Raw genomic sequence first — 13,982 nt, 5'->3', positions numbered from 1 at the left:
TCTCACCCTTTCGTGCGGTCTCAGGCCACCGGATCGGCGGACTGCACACGCTCGGCGTCGCGGGCGGCGAGCAGCGAGTCGTGGGTAGGGGCGTCGGGGACGTCGGCCGGCCGGTTCTTGGCGAACTCCTTGCGCAGCACCGGCACGACCTCCTCGCCGAGCATGTCGATCTGCTCGAGTACGGCCTTCTGCGGCACTCCCCCGCCGTCCACGATGAACAGCTGGCGCTGGTAGTCGCCGAAGTGCTCGCGGAAGGTGAGCGTCTTCTCGATGACCTGCTCGGGGGCGCCGACGGTCAGCGGGGTCTGCTCCATGTACTCCTCCATGGAAACCCCGCCGCCCATCTGCGGTGAGTGATCGAAGAACGGGCGGAACTCGCGGATGGCGTCCTGGGAGTTGTGGCGCATGTAGACATGGCCGCCCAGACCGACGATGGCCTGCTCGGGACTGCCGTGGCCGTAGTGCGCGTACCGTTCCCGGTACAGGTCGATCATCCGCTGGGTGTGTTCCTTGGGCCAGAAGATGTTGTTGTGGAAGAAGCCGTCGCCGTAGTACGCGGCCTGCTCGGCGATCTCCGGGGAGCGGATGGAGCCGTGCCAGACGAACGGCGGTACGTCGTCCAGCGGGCGGGGTGTGGAGGTGAAGCCCTGCAGCGGGGTGCGGAAGCGCCCCTCCCAGTCGACGATGTCCTCGCGCCACAGCCGGTGCAGCAGGGCGTAGTTCTCGATGGCGAGGTTGATGCCCTGCCGGATGTCCTTGCCGAACCACGGATAGACCGGGCCGGTGTTGCCGCGGCCCATCATCAGGTCGACCCGTCCGTCGGCCAGGTACTGGAGCATCGCGTAGTCCTCGGCGATCTTCACCGGGTCGTTGGTGGTGATCAGCGTGGTGGCCGTGGACAGGATGATCCGCTCGGTGCGCGCCGCGATCCAGCCCAGCATCGTGGTCGGCGACGACGGCACGAACGGCCGGTTGTGGTGCTCGCCGGTCGTGAAGACGTCGAGCCCGACTTCCTCGGCCTTCTGCGCGATGGCGACCATCGCCTTGATCCGCTCGTGCTCCGTCGGCGTACGGCCCGTGGTCGGGTCGGTGGCGACGTCACCGACGGTGAAGATGCCGAACTGCATCGTGCTCAGACCTTTCCATATTGTTGATGTATCAACTATAGCGGTGCAACACGCCCGGCGCACTTCTATTCCGGCCGCGCGTCAGCCGCTCCGGGCCGTGGGAAGTGGGCCCGACGATCAGGACTGCTTCTCCATATGCTCGACAATGCGGTCCGCCGGACAGGCGAGCGTGCCGAGCTCCCCCGGAGTCAGGGGGTCGATGAACAGGCGGCGAACGGCGTTCGCGTGACGGGGTGCGGCCTCCGCGATCACTTCCCGCCCCGCCTCGGTGATGACCACGAACGCGCCGCGCCCATCCTCAGGGCACTCCTCCCGGACCACGAGCCCGCGTTTTGCCATCCGGGAGATCTGGTGCGACATCCTGCTCTTCTCCCACTCCAGGCTCCTGGCCAGCTCCACATGGCGCATACGGCCATCAGGCACGCCCGTGAGCTTGACGAGCACCGCGTAGTCGGCGCCGGACAGACAGGACTCCGACTGCAAGCAGCGGGCCAACCGCGCGCCAAGCCTCTCGTACATCCGAATGACGCTGCGCCAGGCGTCCTGCTCCACCGGGGTGAGCCACTGCGGTTGCTCGTCCATACGAACGAGTCCAGGAGATTGTTGACTTATCACCTACCCCTCAGTGCAGGTCGAGTTCAGCCGCCAACCACCGCAGGATGTCGAGCGTCTCAGCGACGCGGGGGGTTCCTGCGCGGCGTGATGGTGGCGTTCGGCAGGGCAGGTGCAGGAAGACGGCCCCCCGGATACCCCTCGACGACTCCGAAGCGATCGGAGGAGGCCTCCCAGTCCTCTCGGGCCCGGACGATGTCGTCATGACTGCGGCCGACGAAGTTCCACCACATGACGATCTCCTCTTCGAACGGGGTGCCGCCGAGCAGGATCGTCCGCGCCGGACCGTCCGACTCGTTCACCAGCGTCAGAGCGTCGATGCCTGGGTGGACATAGCCCAGCTCCGCGGGGTGCAGCAGGGTGTCGGCCACGCGAACTTCCCCGCTGTCCACGAGAAGGCCGTGTTCGAAGGCGGTGTCCACGGCGAGGGTGATCGTCGCATGCGGGGCGAGGATGACCTCGGCACCGAGCAGAGGGGTGAAGGTCTGCACCGGTGAGGTGTCGCCGGCGAGCGAGCCCAGGAAGGCCCTGATCTCGGCCCCGTCGATCCGCAGGGGTTCGGGGACGTAGTACTGGAAGGCGCGGTCGACGTTCCGATGCTCCCCAGGCAGTGCCACCCACAACTGAACGCCGTGGATGACGGTGGTGCGCGGGGTGGAGACCTCCGCGTGAGCGATGCCGTACCCGCCTGTCATGAGGTTCATCTCGCCGGGCCGGACGAGGGCTTGGGTCCCGAGGCTGTCGCGGTGCTCGATCTCCCCGCTGAACAGCCAGCTCACCGTCTGCAGGCCGGTGTGCGGATGCGGGGCGACGTCCATGCCGCTCGTCGTGGCGACGTCGTCGGGACCGTAGTGATCGGCGAAGCACCAGGCTCCGATCAGGGTCCGGGCACGCTGCGGCAGCGTACGCCGCACCGTCATCGCGCGCGGGCCACCCAGAGGCACCTCTCGCGCAGGCAGCACGTCGACTCGCGGCACCTCGGCCGGCCGCCTGTCATCGACCAGCGCTCCACATCTCACCACTGCAGGCTCGGCTTCCACGTTGCTCACTGAGACGACCTCCCACACCCTCTAGTTGTCGCATCAACTATGACGCCATGAGCGTAGTGCGAAGGCCACAGCCGGTACAGGACGGGCAGGGAGCCGGGAGCAGCGGAGGCGGGTGCCGGTCATCTCCGGCGCCCGCCTCGCACAGGTGTCAGTAGGTGTCAGCCGAGGCCGTCCGCCCCCGCTCGGACGGCGCTTTCGTCGAGCAGGGCGTCCGACACGGGTTGCGGGTTTCCGTCGAGGTCGAGAACCGGGGCGGCCTCCTTGTACCAGGACTCGATGACGGCGTTGCCCCAGAAGTCGCGGCGCCGGTCGTCGTGGACGTTCCAGCGGTACGTCTCGTGGTCGGGGTCGCCCGTGTAGTAGTCGGAGGTGTAGATCTCCACACGGTGGCCGTCGGGGTCGCGAAGGTACAGGTAGAAGGCGTTGGAGACGCCGTGCCTGCCCGGGCCGCGCTCGATGTGGTGCTCCTTGCGGAGCGAGCCGAACAGGTCGGCGCGGCGCAGGACTTGGTGCGACTCGTGGGTGGCGATGCCGAGGTGGTGCAGGCGGGGTCCGGCCCCGCCGGTGAAGGCGACGTCGTGGACGGCCTGCTTGCGGTACATCCAGGCCGCGTACAGCTCGTGTTCGTCGCCCTCGATCGTCTCCGAGCAGCCGAAGCCGAGGGACTTGTAGTGGGCGTAAGCGGCGGGGATGTCGGGGGTGCAGATGTTGAAGTGATCCAGGCGGGCGATCTCTGCGCCGTGACGCAGGTCGTAGCGCTGGATGAGGCGTTCGGCGCGCTCGATGTCGTGGAAGAGCTCCACAGGGAAGCCGAGCGGGTCTATGACGCGGACGGCCTCGCCGACACCAGGGGTGCCCTCGCCCTTCTTCAGCCGCTTGACCGGGCGGCCGAGTTCGGTGAAGAACTTCTCCGCCTTGTCGACGTCCTCCGGCGTGCGCACCCGGTAGGCGAGGTGGTCGAGGCCGGCCGGCTCTCCCCTCCTCAACACCAAGGAGTGGTGGGTGAGTTCGTCGGTGCCGCGCAGGCAGAGGGTGCCGGAGTCCTCGTACTGGATGTGGAAGCCGAGCATGTCGACCCAGAACCGGCGGGCGGCACCGAGGCCGGTGACGGCGAGCTGGGCGTAGGCGGACCGGATCACATCAGGCGCGTTCATGAGGTGGCTCCGAAGCGGGGGGTGTGGACGTCACCGAGGGCGACGTGGACGATCTTCGATTCGGTGTAGAAGTCGATGGAGTGGGCGCCGCCCTCGCGGCCGACGCCGGAGGCCTTGACCTCGCCGAAGGGGGTGCGCAGGGCCCGGACGTTGTGGGAGTTGATCCAGACCATGCCGGACTCGACGGCGTGGGCGATGCGGTGGCCGCGCTTGAGGTTCGAGGTCCAGATGTAGGCGGCCAGGCCGTACTGGGTGGCGTTGGCCAGCTCGATCGCCTCGGCCTCGTCGTCGAAGGGCGCGACAGCGACGACCGGTCCGAAGATCTCCTCCTGGAAGATGCGGGCGTCGCGTTCGACGTCGGCGAAGACGGTGGGCTGCAGATAGTTGCCCTCGGTCAGGTGGGCGGGACGGATGCCGCCGGCCATGAGGCGGGCTTCCTTCGTGCCGATCTCCACGTAGTTGAGCACGCGTTCGTAGTACTCGGGATGCACGAGCGCGCCCACCTCGGTGGCCGGGTCGGACGGCAGCCCGACGCGGACGTTCGCGGCCCGCTCGGCCAGGCGACGGGTGAACTCCTCGTACACCGGCCGCTCCACCAGCACCCGCGAACCGGCCGTGCAGCGCTCGCCGTTGAGGGAGAACACCCCGAAGACGACCGAGTCCAGGGCGGCTTCCAGGTCGGCATCCGTGAAGACGACCGCCGGGGACTTGCCGCCCAGCTCCATCGAGATGGTCTTCAGGTGCTGGGCGGAGGAACGGATGATGTGGCGGCCGGTGTCGGTGGAGCCGGTGAAGGAGATCAGCGGCACGTCCGGGTGCTCCACCAGGGCCTGACCGGCCTCCTCACCGATGCCGTGCACGATGTTCACCACACCCGCCGGGACACCGGCCTCCGCGAAGATCTCCGGCCACAATGACGCGGACAACGGGGTCCACTCGGCCGGCTTCAGGATCAGCGTGCAGCCGGAGGCCAGGGCAGGGGCCAGCTTCCGGCTCTCCAGCATGAACGGGGTGTTCCATGGCGTGATCAGTCCGGCAATCCCGACGGGGGTGCGGACGACGTAGCTGAACTGGTCGTCGCCCCGCCGGAACGCCTCCTCGCCGAGGGCGACGATCACGTCCGCGAAGTAGCGGAAGTTCTCCGCCGCCCGGCGCGCCTGCCCATTCGCCTGAGTGATGGGCAGGCCGGTGTCGTACGTCTCGAAGGCGGCGAGCCGCTCGTGACGGGCCTCGACCGCGTCCGCGATCCGGTACAGCACGTTGGCCCGTGCCCGGTTGGAGATCCCCGACCAGGCCGGGAAGGCGGCCCGGGCGGCGGCCACCGCCCGCTCGACATCGGCCGCCGAACCGCGCGCGGCCTGTGCGTACACGGTGTTGGACACGGGATCGGCGACGTCGAACGTGCGGCCGTCGGCCGCGTCCACGAGTTCGCCACCGATCCAGTGGGGGATGGCCGAGGGCAGGTTCTCAGGGGTCGTCACTTGTCGGCTCCGATCTGTGCGGTGAGGTCGCCGCCCTCGGCGAGCAGTGCGCGGATCTTCGTCAGACCCGCCTCGGTGGGCGTGGTCAGCGGCGGGCGGACGTACGGGGAGGAGATGCGGCCCTGCTGCGCCAGCACCCACTTGGCGGGCACCGGGTTGGTCTCGACGAACAGCAGGTCCACCAGCGGGTGCAGCCGGTAGTGCAGGTCCCGGGCCGCGTCGAACTCGTCCGCCTCCCACAGCTCGTACATCCGCGCCACCGCGGTCGGGGCCAGGTTGGCGACGGCGGAGACGAAGCCGGCGCCGCCGAGTGCCAGCAGGGGCAGGCACAGCAGCTCGATGCCCGACCACACCAGCAGCGAGCGTCCGCAGGCGTGCGGCAGCGGTGATTTCGAGGGTCTCGTCGAGCTTGTGCGAGCCCGTGCCGGGCAGGAACGGCACCCGGTCGTCGATCACCTGCGCCGCCGTGTTCATCGCCGCGATCCGCTAGGCGGCGCTCTGCGAGCTCGGCTCACCGGTGGACCCGCCCAGCGAGATCCCGTGCGATCCGGATTCCAGCCGGAAGCGGATCAGCCCGGCAAGGCTGTCGTGGTCGACGGCTCCTTCGGCGGTGAAGGGCGTCACGACGGGGGCTATGGATCCGCGGATTGCGGACGGGTCGCTGCGGAACTTCACTGTGTTTCTCCCTTGCACCAGTTCTCATAGACGTCCCGCCAGGCCGGGCCCAGCGGATACAGGCCGTCGACGCTCTCGCCCACGGCGACCTGCTCGGCGATGAACCGTTCCTGCCGCTCCTGCTCCCGGCAGTCGGCGATCAAATCGGCGGCCAGGTCGGGCGGCACGACGACCACGCCGTCCGCGTCGCCGACGATCAGGTCGCCGGGCTGGACGAGGGCGCCGCCGCAGGCGATCGGCACGCCGGTGTCCCAGGGGATGTGGCGGCGGCCGAGGACGGAGGGGTGGCTGCCTGCCGCGTAGACCGGCAGGTCCAGCTCGGTGATGGTGGCGCTGTCGCGGACCGCGCCGTCGGTGACGACCCCGGCCGCGCCCCGCTTCATCGCCCGCAGCGCGAGGGTGTCGCCGAGCGTGCCGGCACTCGCGTCGCGCCGGGCGTCCATGACGAGGACGTGGCCCGGGCGCAGCTCCTCGATCGCCCGCTTCTGGGCGTTCAAGCACCATGGCGGGCGGCCGCCTGTCCGACCGGATCGGCCGCCTGCGCGTCTACCAGATCGGCTTCGTCATCCAGCTCGCCTGGATGTTCCCGTTCTTCGCCCTGCTCAAGACGGCGAACCCCGGCCTCGTCGTCCTGGCGCTCATCCTCTACAGCATCGGCCTCGGACTCACCTACGGGCCGCAGGCCGCGCTGTTCTCGGAGATGTACCCCACGGCCGTCCGGTACAGCGGCGCGGCGCTGTCCTACGCCATCGGAGCGGTCCTCGGCGGTGCCTTCGCCCCATGATCGCCGAGGTCCTCGAGTCCAGCACCGGCACCGTCTACTCCGTCGGCGTCTACCTCGCCGGGGTCACGGTGGTCGGCCTCGCGGTCACCTTCTTCGTCAAGGAACGCCGAGACGTCCCCCTCAGCGAAGCGGAGGCCGAGCAGCAGGCCGTGACCGCCTGACGCACTCCGATCCGCCCCATCAGAGGCCCCATCCCCATCAGGAGCCCCACCCCCACAAAGAGCCGCACCCCCCACCAAGGAGCCGCACGTATGGAAGAGCCGAAAGCCGATCCACCCCGTCCCTCGCACTCCCCACGCCACAGATCCCTCACGCGCCGGCGTTTCTGGCAGCTCGGCGCCGCCACCGCGGTCGCCGCCGCCGACGCGGGGTCGCTGTGGCAGGCCGGGGCCGCGTCCGCGGCCGCACAGGACTACTTCGACAAAGCCGCCGAACTGGCCGGCAACGACCCGGTTCTCACGAGCCTCGTCGACGCGCTCAGCTCCGGCTACGCCCCACCGCACCCCACCGCTCCCGCGCCGCAGAAGATCTTCGACAACGTGGCGGTGCTGAGCGCCGGTTGGGTGTCCGCCACGGCGATCCTCACCTCGAGTGGGATCATCCTCATCGACGCCCTGACCAACCCGACCGAGGCCCGCAGGTACATCGTCTCGGGCCTGTGCACCCTTGGAGCCGACCCGGCAACGATCAAGTACGTCGTCGTCACCCACGGCCACGGCGACCACTTCGGCGGCGCCCAGTACCTCGCCGACCAGTACGGTGCCCGCGTCATGATGGCACCGGCCGACTGGAACGCCCTCGCCGCCAGCAGGCCGCCCAACGCGCCGACCCGCGACCTGAACATCACCGACGGTCAGAGCCTGGCCCTGGGCGACACCACGGTGAAGCTCCACTACACGCCGGGCCACACCGCCGGCTCCGTCTCACCGATCTTCCCCGCCCGTTGGCAGGGCGGCGCACACACCGCGATGCTGTGGGGCGGGACCGCCCCGCCCACGGCCACCGCGAGCAAGGAGACCTACCTCAACTCCATCCTCACCTTCGCCTCCAAGATGAGTCAGGCCGGGGTCGACGTCGAACTGAGCAACCACGCGTTCTGCGACTACGGTCTGGAACGCATGACGGAACTGCGCGCCGATCCCGGGATCTCTGACAACCCCTTCGTCCTGGGCACCGCCAAGACCAAGGTCTTCATGCAGGTCATGGAGAACATGCTGCGCGGCCGTATCGCCCTGGACCAGGAGTCGACCGCCACCACGCAGGCGGCAGGCTGCTGCTGACAGCCACGGCTCTCCTCGGGCCGGCCCCCGCACGGCCCACACGCGAGGCGGAACCTGATCATCAGGTGCGGGGTGACGTGACGACAGATACCGTCCCGAGGTATCAAGTTGATATATCGGGACGGTATTTGCGGCCGCCCGGCTGACGCGGGAGAAGCGATGAGGGCGATCGACTACGACACGCAGCAGCACCAGGACTACGCGCGCGGCCGCGCGCTCACCCGAGGAGATCCCGGTGTCGCCCGACAGCGCCGACTACGCCCTCATGGGCTGGTCCTGGCACCACGTCCAGGACAAGCCCCGGGCAGCCCGGGAGCTGGCCAGGGTACTCAGGCCCGGCGGGCGGCTGCTCCCGCGCACGAATTTCAGCGACCACCATCCCCGGCCGTGGTGGCTGGAGTACTTCCCCCGCGGTTACGAGGCGGACGCCTCGATATTCCAGCCGCTGCACGAAGTCATCGCGACGTTCACCTTGGTCGGCTGGCGCGTTGCCGGCTTCGACACGGTCACCGAACCGTCCTCGGGCACCCGCGGCGCCATGCTCGAACGGCTGCGCCTGCGCACCCTCTCGTTCTTCGCGCAGCTCAGCCCAGACGAACTCGAGGTCGGCTTCCGCCGACTGGAACTGGCTGTCACCGCAGATCCCGACGCACCAGCACCTGTATTTGCCGAGCCGCTGCTCACGCTCGAACTGCGCTGATGCGGCTCTTCGTCAGAACCCTCATCTGCTGCCGCCGCTGCACCAGCTGAGACGACGTCCAAAGCCAGGAAGTGCTCGGCTGTGCGCTCGTAGCGCCGGTGGCGTCCTGGCCCTCGGCCGTCCATGTCGGCTCCGCGACCCGACCCGCCCTGGACCGTCGGGCGGCAGCCTAGCCCTTCGAGTCCGGCTTCCAGTCCTGGACAAGGAGTCCGAGCAGCACCTCGTCCAGGAACTCGCCCATCACCCAGGCCGAGGAGCGCAGCACGCCCTCGCGGACGAAGCCGTTGCGCTCGGCCGAGCGCAGCATCGCGGCGTTGTCCGACAACGTCTCGATCTGCAGCCGCTGCAGGCCGCGCACGACGAAACCGTAATGGCACAGCACCGCGACCACGTCGGTGCCGTAGCCCTTGCCGCGCGAGGACGGCAGCAGCCCCAGCCCGATGTGCGCGGACCGGTTGTGATTGTCGATGCCCCACAGCGTCGCGGTGCCGACCAGCGTGCCGCCGTCCAGCTCCACCACGGAGAACGGGACGTGCCCCTGCTCCTTGTCGTCCACCACGAGCCGCGGATCCTTCGAGCCGGGCGTGATCGGCCGCCACGGCCCGCTTTCGGCCCGCGAGGAGTTGACCACGTCGTCGTAGAGCTCGGCCCGCAGGATCGGGATGTCGTCCTCGTGCCGGGCCCTGAGCCCGACCTTGTTGCCCTTCAGCATACGAGCTTCCTATCCGACCGGGCTGACCGGCGGCAAACCAATTCCTGCGCGCCCACCCATGACGAAGCCGGTCTCGCCGTCGACGACGAGACCGGCTCGAGGACGTACGCCGGCCGGGCGGGGGATCCTGCCTGCCCCTCGCCCGGCCGGCGTGATTCAGATGGACTGTGATGATCTTCGACGGGGGTTCCCCGACGGATCCGTGATCAGGAACGGTCCAGGAACGCCTGCACCCTGGCCTTGTACGGCTCGCGGTCGTACGACTTCACGTACGCCCCCGCCATCCGCACCGGGTCGCCGGAGAAGTAGTACTCGTACAGCGCCTGGCGGCTGGAGAACGCCGAGATGCAGGTGTCCCAGACCAGCCGGAAGAGCTGCACGCGCTCGGGGCCGGACAGGGTCGCGGACTGCAGGTACGCCTCGATGTCGGCGGCGGCCGGGCCGTTGATGTCGAGTTCGGTCGGGGTGGCCATCAGGCCGGAAGCGCCGAGCTTGCGCAGGATCTGCGGGAAGCGCTGGTAGAGCTTCGGGTAGAGGTTGCGGGCGGCGTTCAGCGGGGCGAAGGCCGGGGTGAGGACCCCGTACTCGTTGACCTCGGCGTCCGCCTCGGCGGCGCGCAGGAAGGCGCGCAGCATCTCCAGCGTGGCGATGATCTCGGCGATGTCCTCCTGGACGTGCTGGAACTGCTCGATGCCGATGGCCTCCGTCAGCAGCGACACCAGGCCGAGGGTGTACTCGGTCTTGGCGGTCGTGCGGGTGACGACCTGGTGGGTCGTGTGCACCACGGACGAGGTCCGGGAGTAGAAGCCGTTGCAGAGCTCGGCGTCGCCGAGCACGAAACAGCGCTCGTACGGCACATGCACATCGTCGAAGACCACGACGCAGTCCGACTCCTCGAAACGGGAGGCGAGGGGGTGGTCGTGCCGGGGGGCGGTCGTAGTCCAGCGGTTCGCGGCCGATGTAGCGCAGGCCCTGGGTGTCGTTGGGGATGGCGAAGGCGAAGGAGTACGGCTTGTCCTCGGGGGTGCCACGCAGCACGGTCGAGGGGAAGACGAGCATCTCGTCGGCGAACGGCGCCCTGTACGCCCGCGAACTGCCGTGCCAGCGGCTCCTGTTCGGCGCCGAGGGTGTTGACGCAGAAGGGGCGGTCGAGGAGCTGGTCGTGGCAGCGGGCCCGGCGGGCGACGCTGATCAGCACCAGTGGGGGGTCGGCCGAGACGGACGTGAACGAGTTCATCGTGGCGCCGCGCGGGCCGTCGTCACCGTCGTACGTCACCACGGTGACGCCGGTGGCGAACCGCGCCATGCAGGCACGCAGGGCGCCCGGACTGGGCGGGGCGAGGGCTTCGGGCATGAGGGGCTCCGTGGGATCGCTGCTCGGCAGCTCGACATGTGGAACAAAGCAGTCGATATCCGAACCAAAGTATGTAATCAAAACTTTGATTAATCGGGAGGGCCGTACCCCTGGCGCGACCGCTTGGGAAGACTCCGGACAGAAAATCCCGGTGCCGGGCCCGCGGGCGACCCGGCCTACACTCCCGGTGTGACCCAGGAACAGCCCGACGCCGAGCATCTGCACTTCTGGTCGTTCATCGACCACGCCGTCGAGCGGGCCGGCCGGGAACTGCCCGGCGTCGATCCACTCGCGATGCGCATGGTGCTCACGCTGCACCGGGCCGCCAACATGCTCGTGTACGACCTGGAGTCCACCGTGCACCGGCCGCGCGGCTGGTCGTGGCCCGGTTCCGGGTGCTGTTCGCGATCTGGCTGTCGGGGCCGGTCGAGGCGAAGAAGGTCGCGGAGCTGTCCGGCATGAGCCGCGCGGCAGTGTCGGCTCTGGTGAACACGCTCGAGCGGGACGGCCTGGTCAGCAAGGAGCGCGCGCCGTACGACGGACGCGCGGTCCAGCTGCGCCTCACCGACGCCGGTCGGGAGGCGATCACCTCCGCCTTCCGGGCGCACAACGAGCGCGAACAGGAGTGGGCGGGCTCGCTCAGCGAGGACGAGCTGCACACCCTCATCGACCCGCTCGGGAAACTGACCGCGCATTCCACGCACTTCGACGCCCGACACCGGGCGTGACAGGTGCGGGAGGCGTTCCGGCGCTCTTCCGCAGCCCAGAGGCTCGAAGAACGTCGCAGACGCCCCTTGTCAGCGCCGCCGCCAACTTTGTTGACGCATCAAACACGCTTCCCTAGAGTCCTGGTTGACGAAACAACTACTGGCCCACGACACCCGCCCGGCGGGCCGCAGGGAAGGACCCACCCGATGTACATCACCGCCGCCGTTCTCAGCGTGCTGCTCGCCCTCGCGGCGTTGGCCGCGGGTGCACCCAAAGCGCTGCTCAAGGGCGACGTCTCCGCGGGGCTCCAGTCGCACATGGGCCTGAGTGCGGGCCTGGTGCGCTTCATCGGGCTGGCCGAGGTCGCCGCGGCTGGGGGCCTGGTGGGGGGCTCTTCTGGCAGCCCCTGGGTACAGCGGCCGCCATCGGCTTCGGCATCACGATGATCGGCGCCGTGGGCTTCCACATCAAGGCCGGCGACTACGCCGATCCCGCCACCCGCGGGAACTCCATGGCCCCCATCGTCTTCTTGCTGGTTTCCGCGGCCACCGCGCCGACTCTCGCCCTGGCCATGTGAGCCGGCCTCGGGATCGAAGCCGGCCGCCCTCGCGGCGGCCGGACAAGCCGACTCAGGACTGGTCTTCTTCCAGCTTCGCGACCACGCGCTCGGAAATCTGGGCCAGCGTCCGCAGCTCCGCCGGAGTGACATGGTCGAGGAACAGCGAACGCACGGCCTCCACATGGAGCGGAGCGGCCGCTTCGATCGCCGCACGCCCCGCCGGCGTTATCACCACGAAGGCGCCGCGGCCGTCCTCGGGACACTCCTCGCGCACCACCAGCCCCCGTCCGGCCATCCGCGCGATGTGATGGGACATCCGGCTCTTCTCCCACTCCAGCGCCCGGGCCAGGTCCTGATAACGCTGCCGTCCCTCCGGCACATCCGTCAGATTGACCAACACCCCAAAGTCGGCAGCCGAAAGATTCGACTCCGTCTGCAACAAGCGTGACAACCGGCCCACGAGCTTCTCATGCAACCGGACAAAGCTCCGCCACGCGTGCTGCTCCTCCGACGTCAACCACCGCACCGTCTCTTCCATGCAGAAAGTGTAATCGTCGTTGATAGGTCACCAACCTTATGCCCCCGATGCCGCCCGGCTCGCCTGAGGGGCAGCCACGACCCCGGAGGCGCGGCGCGACCTGTCCTGCCCTGACTGTCCCGGGCCGCGCCTCCGGACCTATACGTGGGACAGGCACCGCCGCCCGGCACGCCAAAAGACCCGGGTCAGCGATCCGGGCCTTGACGCGCTCGCGCTTCCTCAGCTCACCTCGATCCTCGAAGCGTTCTCGGCCAGCCAGGCGTCGAAGTTCTTGAGCGCCGGGTTGATCTCCCGCAGGCGGTTCAGATCGCGGGCGCCGGTGAACTCCTGGTCGAAGTCGCCGTAGTACTGGAACATGTTGGCGATCTCCTCGGCCGCCGGTACGTCGAGGGCGCGGAAGACGTCGTAGGGCACCGACTGGAAGCGCACCGGCTCGCCGAGCACGGCCCCCAGCTTCTCCGCGTACTGCGCACCGGTCAGGTGGTCGCCGGCCAGGCCGATGGTGCTGCCGATGAACTGCTCGCCGCCCTTGAGGATGGCGTGAGCCGTCCGGCCGATGTCCGCCACGTCCACCCCGGAGAGGAGCTTGCCGTCCTCCAGCGGCATCGTCAGCGTCAGCACGCCGTCCTCGGCGCGCTTGGGAGCGAAGGCCTGCACGAAACCCTGGAAGAAGAAGGTGGTGTTCAGGAAGGTCGTCGGCACCCCGGCCTGCCTGAACAGTTCGTTGCCCTCACCCTTGGCGTCGAAGTGCGGCACGTTGTACTTGTCCTGCAGGACGGGCATCCGGCTGTCGTCCAGAGGCAGTAGTTCGCGGGTGTCTTCCAGTGCCGACCAGACCACGTGGCGCAGGCCCGCGGTCTCGGCGGCCCGGACCAGGGCATTGATTTCCTCCGTTTCCTTGGCCGCCGAGCCGTGCGCCCAGAAGTTGGTGACGAAGAAGGCGCCGTAGGCACCCTCCAACGCCTTGTGCACGGTCGGCTCGTCGTCGTAGTCCGCCCGTACGACCTCGGCCCCGAGGGCGGCGAGTTCCTTGGCGGCGGGCGAGGTGGGATTCCGGGTGAGCGCGCGTACCGCAAAGCCCGAATCCGGATCGGCGAGGATCGCCCGTGCGGCGCCGCCGCCCTGTGCGCCCGTTGCTCCAGCGACCGCGATGATCTGCTTGTTGCTCATGGCAGCTACCCCCGGTTCAAGGTGGTTGACTTGTCAACTTAATCATACAGCGAGCCGGTTGATGCATCAACCTCAACGG

The 13,982-nt window shown here is 68.8% G+C and carries 17 protein-coding genes and 4 pseudogenes; 7 read left to right on the top strand and 14 right to left on the bottom strand.

Annotated features, from left to right (window positions below; translation table 11 throughout):
• Positions 1–20: 20 nt before the first annotated feature.
• The 8 genes from ACKTSN_RS45525 to ACKTSN_RS45490 form a co-directional block, all read right to left on the bottom strand.
• Positions 21–1,127 (bottom strand): LLM class flavin-dependent oxidoreductase, encoded by a 1,107-nt coding sequence (locus ACKTSN_RS45525; protein WP_409474429.1) that lies wholly within the window; start codon positions 1,125–1,127, stop codon positions 21–23.
• Between the two features lie 117 nt (positions 1,128–1,244).
• Positions 1,245–1,709, bottom strand: a complete 465-nt coding sequence (locus ACKTSN_RS45520) for a MarR family winged helix-turn-helix transcriptional regulator (protein WP_409474428.1) — start codon at positions 1,707–1,709, stop codon at positions 1,245–1,247.
• Positions 1,710–1,798: 89 nt separating this feature from the next.
• Positions 1,799–2,788: a pirin family protein gene (locus tag ACKTSN_RS45515; RefSeq protein ID WP_409474427.1), complete on the bottom strand. Its 990-nt coding sequence runs from the start codon at positions 2,786–2,788 to the stop codon at positions 1,799–1,801.
• A gap of 158 nt (positions 2,789–2,946) precedes the next feature.
• Positions 2,947–3,942, bottom strand: coding sequence for a 3,4-dihydroxyphenylacetate 2,3-dioxygenase (gene hpaD, locus ACKTSN_RS45510; RefSeq protein ID WP_409474426.1), 996 nt, complete (start codon positions 3,940–3,942; stop codon positions 2,947–2,949).
• The gene (hpaE, locus tag ACKTSN_RS45505; RefSeq protein ID WP_409474425.1) at positions 3,939–5,423 is read right to left on the bottom strand and encodes a 5-carboxymethyl-2-hydroxymuconate semialdehyde dehydrogenase; all 1,485 of its coding nucleotides are present in this window, start codon (positions 5,421–5,423) and stop codon (positions 3,939–3,941) included. The genes hpaD and hpaE overlap by 4 nt, the downstream gene beginning before the upstream one ends.
• Positions 5,420–5,776 carry a dihydrodipicolinate synthase family protein gene (locus ACKTSN_RS45500; RefSeq protein ID WP_409474424.1) on the bottom strand — a complete coding sequence of 119 codons (357 nt, stop codon included), beginning with the start codon at positions 5,774–5,776 and terminating at the stop codon, positions 5,420–5,422. The genes hpaE and ACKTSN_RS45500 overlap by 4 nt, the downstream gene beginning before the upstream one ends.
• A 133-nt stretch (positions 5,777–5,909) precedes the next feature.
• Entirely contained in the window at positions 5,910–6,098 is a 189-nt protein-coding gene (locus tag ACKTSN_RS45495) for a dihydrodipicolinate synthase family protein (RefSeq protein ID WP_409474423.1), read from the bottom strand.
• Entirely contained in the window at positions 6,095–6,595 is a 501-nt protein-coding gene (locus ACKTSN_RS45490; protein ID WP_409474422.1) for a hypothetical protein, read from the bottom strand. The genes ACKTSN_RS45495 and ACKTSN_RS45490 overlap by 4 nt, the downstream gene beginning before the upstream one ends.
• Positions 6,596–6,600: 5 nt before the next feature.
• Here ACKTSN_RS45490 and ACKTSN_RS45485 point away from each other — a divergent pair, with 5 nt between their 5' ends.
• From ACKTSN_RS45485 to ACKTSN_RS45470, 4 genes and pseudogenes are all read left to right on the top strand, one after another.
• Complete coding sequence (locus ACKTSN_RS45485) at positions 6,601–6,882, top strand: MFS transporter (protein WP_409474421.1); 282 nt, start codon at positions 6,601–6,603, stop codon at positions 6,880–6,882.
• Positions 6,879–7,043, top strand: coding sequence for a hypothetical protein (locus ACKTSN_RS45480; protein ID WP_409474420.1), 165 nt, complete (start codon positions 6,879–6,881; stop codon positions 7,041–7,043). Before ACKTSN_RS45485 ends, ACKTSN_RS45480 begins: the two co-directional genes overlap by 4 nt.
• Before the next feature lie 90 nt (positions 7,044–7,133).
• Positions 7,134–8,162 carry an MBL fold metallo-hydrolase gene (locus tag ACKTSN_RS45475; RefSeq protein WP_409474419.1) on the top strand — a complete coding sequence of 343 codons (1,029 nt, stop codon included), beginning with the start codon at positions 7,134–7,136 and terminating at the stop codon, positions 8,160–8,162.
• A 226-nt stretch (positions 8,163–8,388) separates the two neighbouring features.
• Positions 8,389–8,862, top strand: a pseudogene (locus ACKTSN_RS45470) (class I SAM-dependent methyltransferase); the annotation flags it as partial.
• A gap of 169 nt (positions 8,863–9,031) precedes the next feature.
• On the opposite strand, the gene ACKTSN_RS45465 reads toward ACKTSN_RS45470, so the two are convergent.
• The 4 genes and pseudogenes from ACKTSN_RS45465 to ACKTSN_RS45450 form a co-directional block, all read right to left on the bottom strand.
• A complete protein-coding gene (locus ACKTSN_RS45465; protein ID WP_409474418.1) occupies positions 9,032–9,574 on the bottom strand; it encodes a GNAT family N-acetyltransferase in 543 nt (180 codons plus the stop codon).
• Positions 9,575–9,780: 206 nt separating this feature from the next.
• Positions 9,781–10,452: a 4-hydroxyphenylacetate 3-hydroxylase C-terminal domain-containing protein gene (locus tag ACKTSN_RS45460; RefSeq protein ID WP_409475087.1), complete on the bottom strand. Its 672-nt coding sequence runs from the start codon at positions 10,450–10,452 to the stop codon at positions 9,781–9,783.
• Positions 10,453–10,605 (bottom strand): annotated as a pseudogene (locus ACKTSN_RS45455) (hypothetical protein); the annotation flags it as partial. It lies immediately after the preceding gene.
• A gap of 53 nt (positions 10,606–10,658) precedes the next feature.
• A pseudogene (locus ACKTSN_RS45450) lies at positions 10,659–10,880 on the bottom strand (flavin reductase family protein); the annotation flags it as partial.
• Positions 10,881–11,117: 237 nt separating this feature from the next.
• On the opposite strand from ACKTSN_RS45450, the gene ACKTSN_RS45445 reads away from it, so the two are divergent.
• The 3 genes and pseudogenes from ACKTSN_RS45445 to ACKTSN_RS45435 all read left to right on the top strand — a co-directional run bounded on the left by ACKTSN_RS45445 (position 11,118) and on the right by ACKTSN_RS45435 (position 12,213).
• Positions 11,118–11,390 (top strand): hypothetical protein, encoded by a 273-nt coding sequence (locus tag ACKTSN_RS45445; RefSeq protein ID WP_409474417.1) that lies wholly within the window; start codon positions 11,118–11,120, stop codon positions 11,388–11,390.
• Positions 11,309–11,656: a MarR family winged helix-turn-helix transcriptional regulator gene (locus ACKTSN_RS45440; RefSeq protein ID WP_409474416.1), complete on the top strand. Its 348-nt coding sequence runs from the start codon at positions 11,309–11,311 to the stop codon at positions 11,654–11,656. Before ACKTSN_RS45445 ends, ACKTSN_RS45440 begins: the two co-directional genes overlap by 82 nt.
• Before the next feature lie 186 nt (positions 11,657–11,842).
• Positions 11,843–12,213: pseudogene (locus ACKTSN_RS45435) on the top strand (DoxX family protein).
• 52 nt (positions 12,214–12,265) lie between these two features.
• On the opposite strand, the gene ACKTSN_RS45430 reads toward ACKTSN_RS45435, so the two are convergent.
• Both ACKTSN_RS45430 and ACKTSN_RS45425 read right to left on the bottom strand, forming a co-directional pair.
• On the bottom strand, positions 12,266–12,733 hold the full coding sequence (locus tag ACKTSN_RS45430; protein ID WP_385513873.1) for a MarR family winged helix-turn-helix transcriptional regulator: 468 nt from the start codon (positions 12,731–12,733) through the stop codon (positions 12,266–12,268).
• Positions 12,734–12,952: 219 nt separating this feature from the next.
• Positions 12,953–13,903, bottom strand: a complete 951-nt coding sequence (locus tag ACKTSN_RS45425; protein WP_409474415.1) for an NmrA/HSCARG family protein — start codon at positions 13,901–13,903, stop codon at positions 12,953–12,955.
• Positions 13,904–13,982: the final 79 nt, after the last annotated feature.

This window comes from Streptomyces flavusporus (assembly GCF_046267975.1).
GTDB lineage: Bacteria > Actinomycetota > Actinomycetes > Streptomycetales > Streptomycetaceae > Streptomyces > Streptomyces flavusporus.
This window is presented reverse-complemented; position numbering and strand designations above follow the sequence as displayed.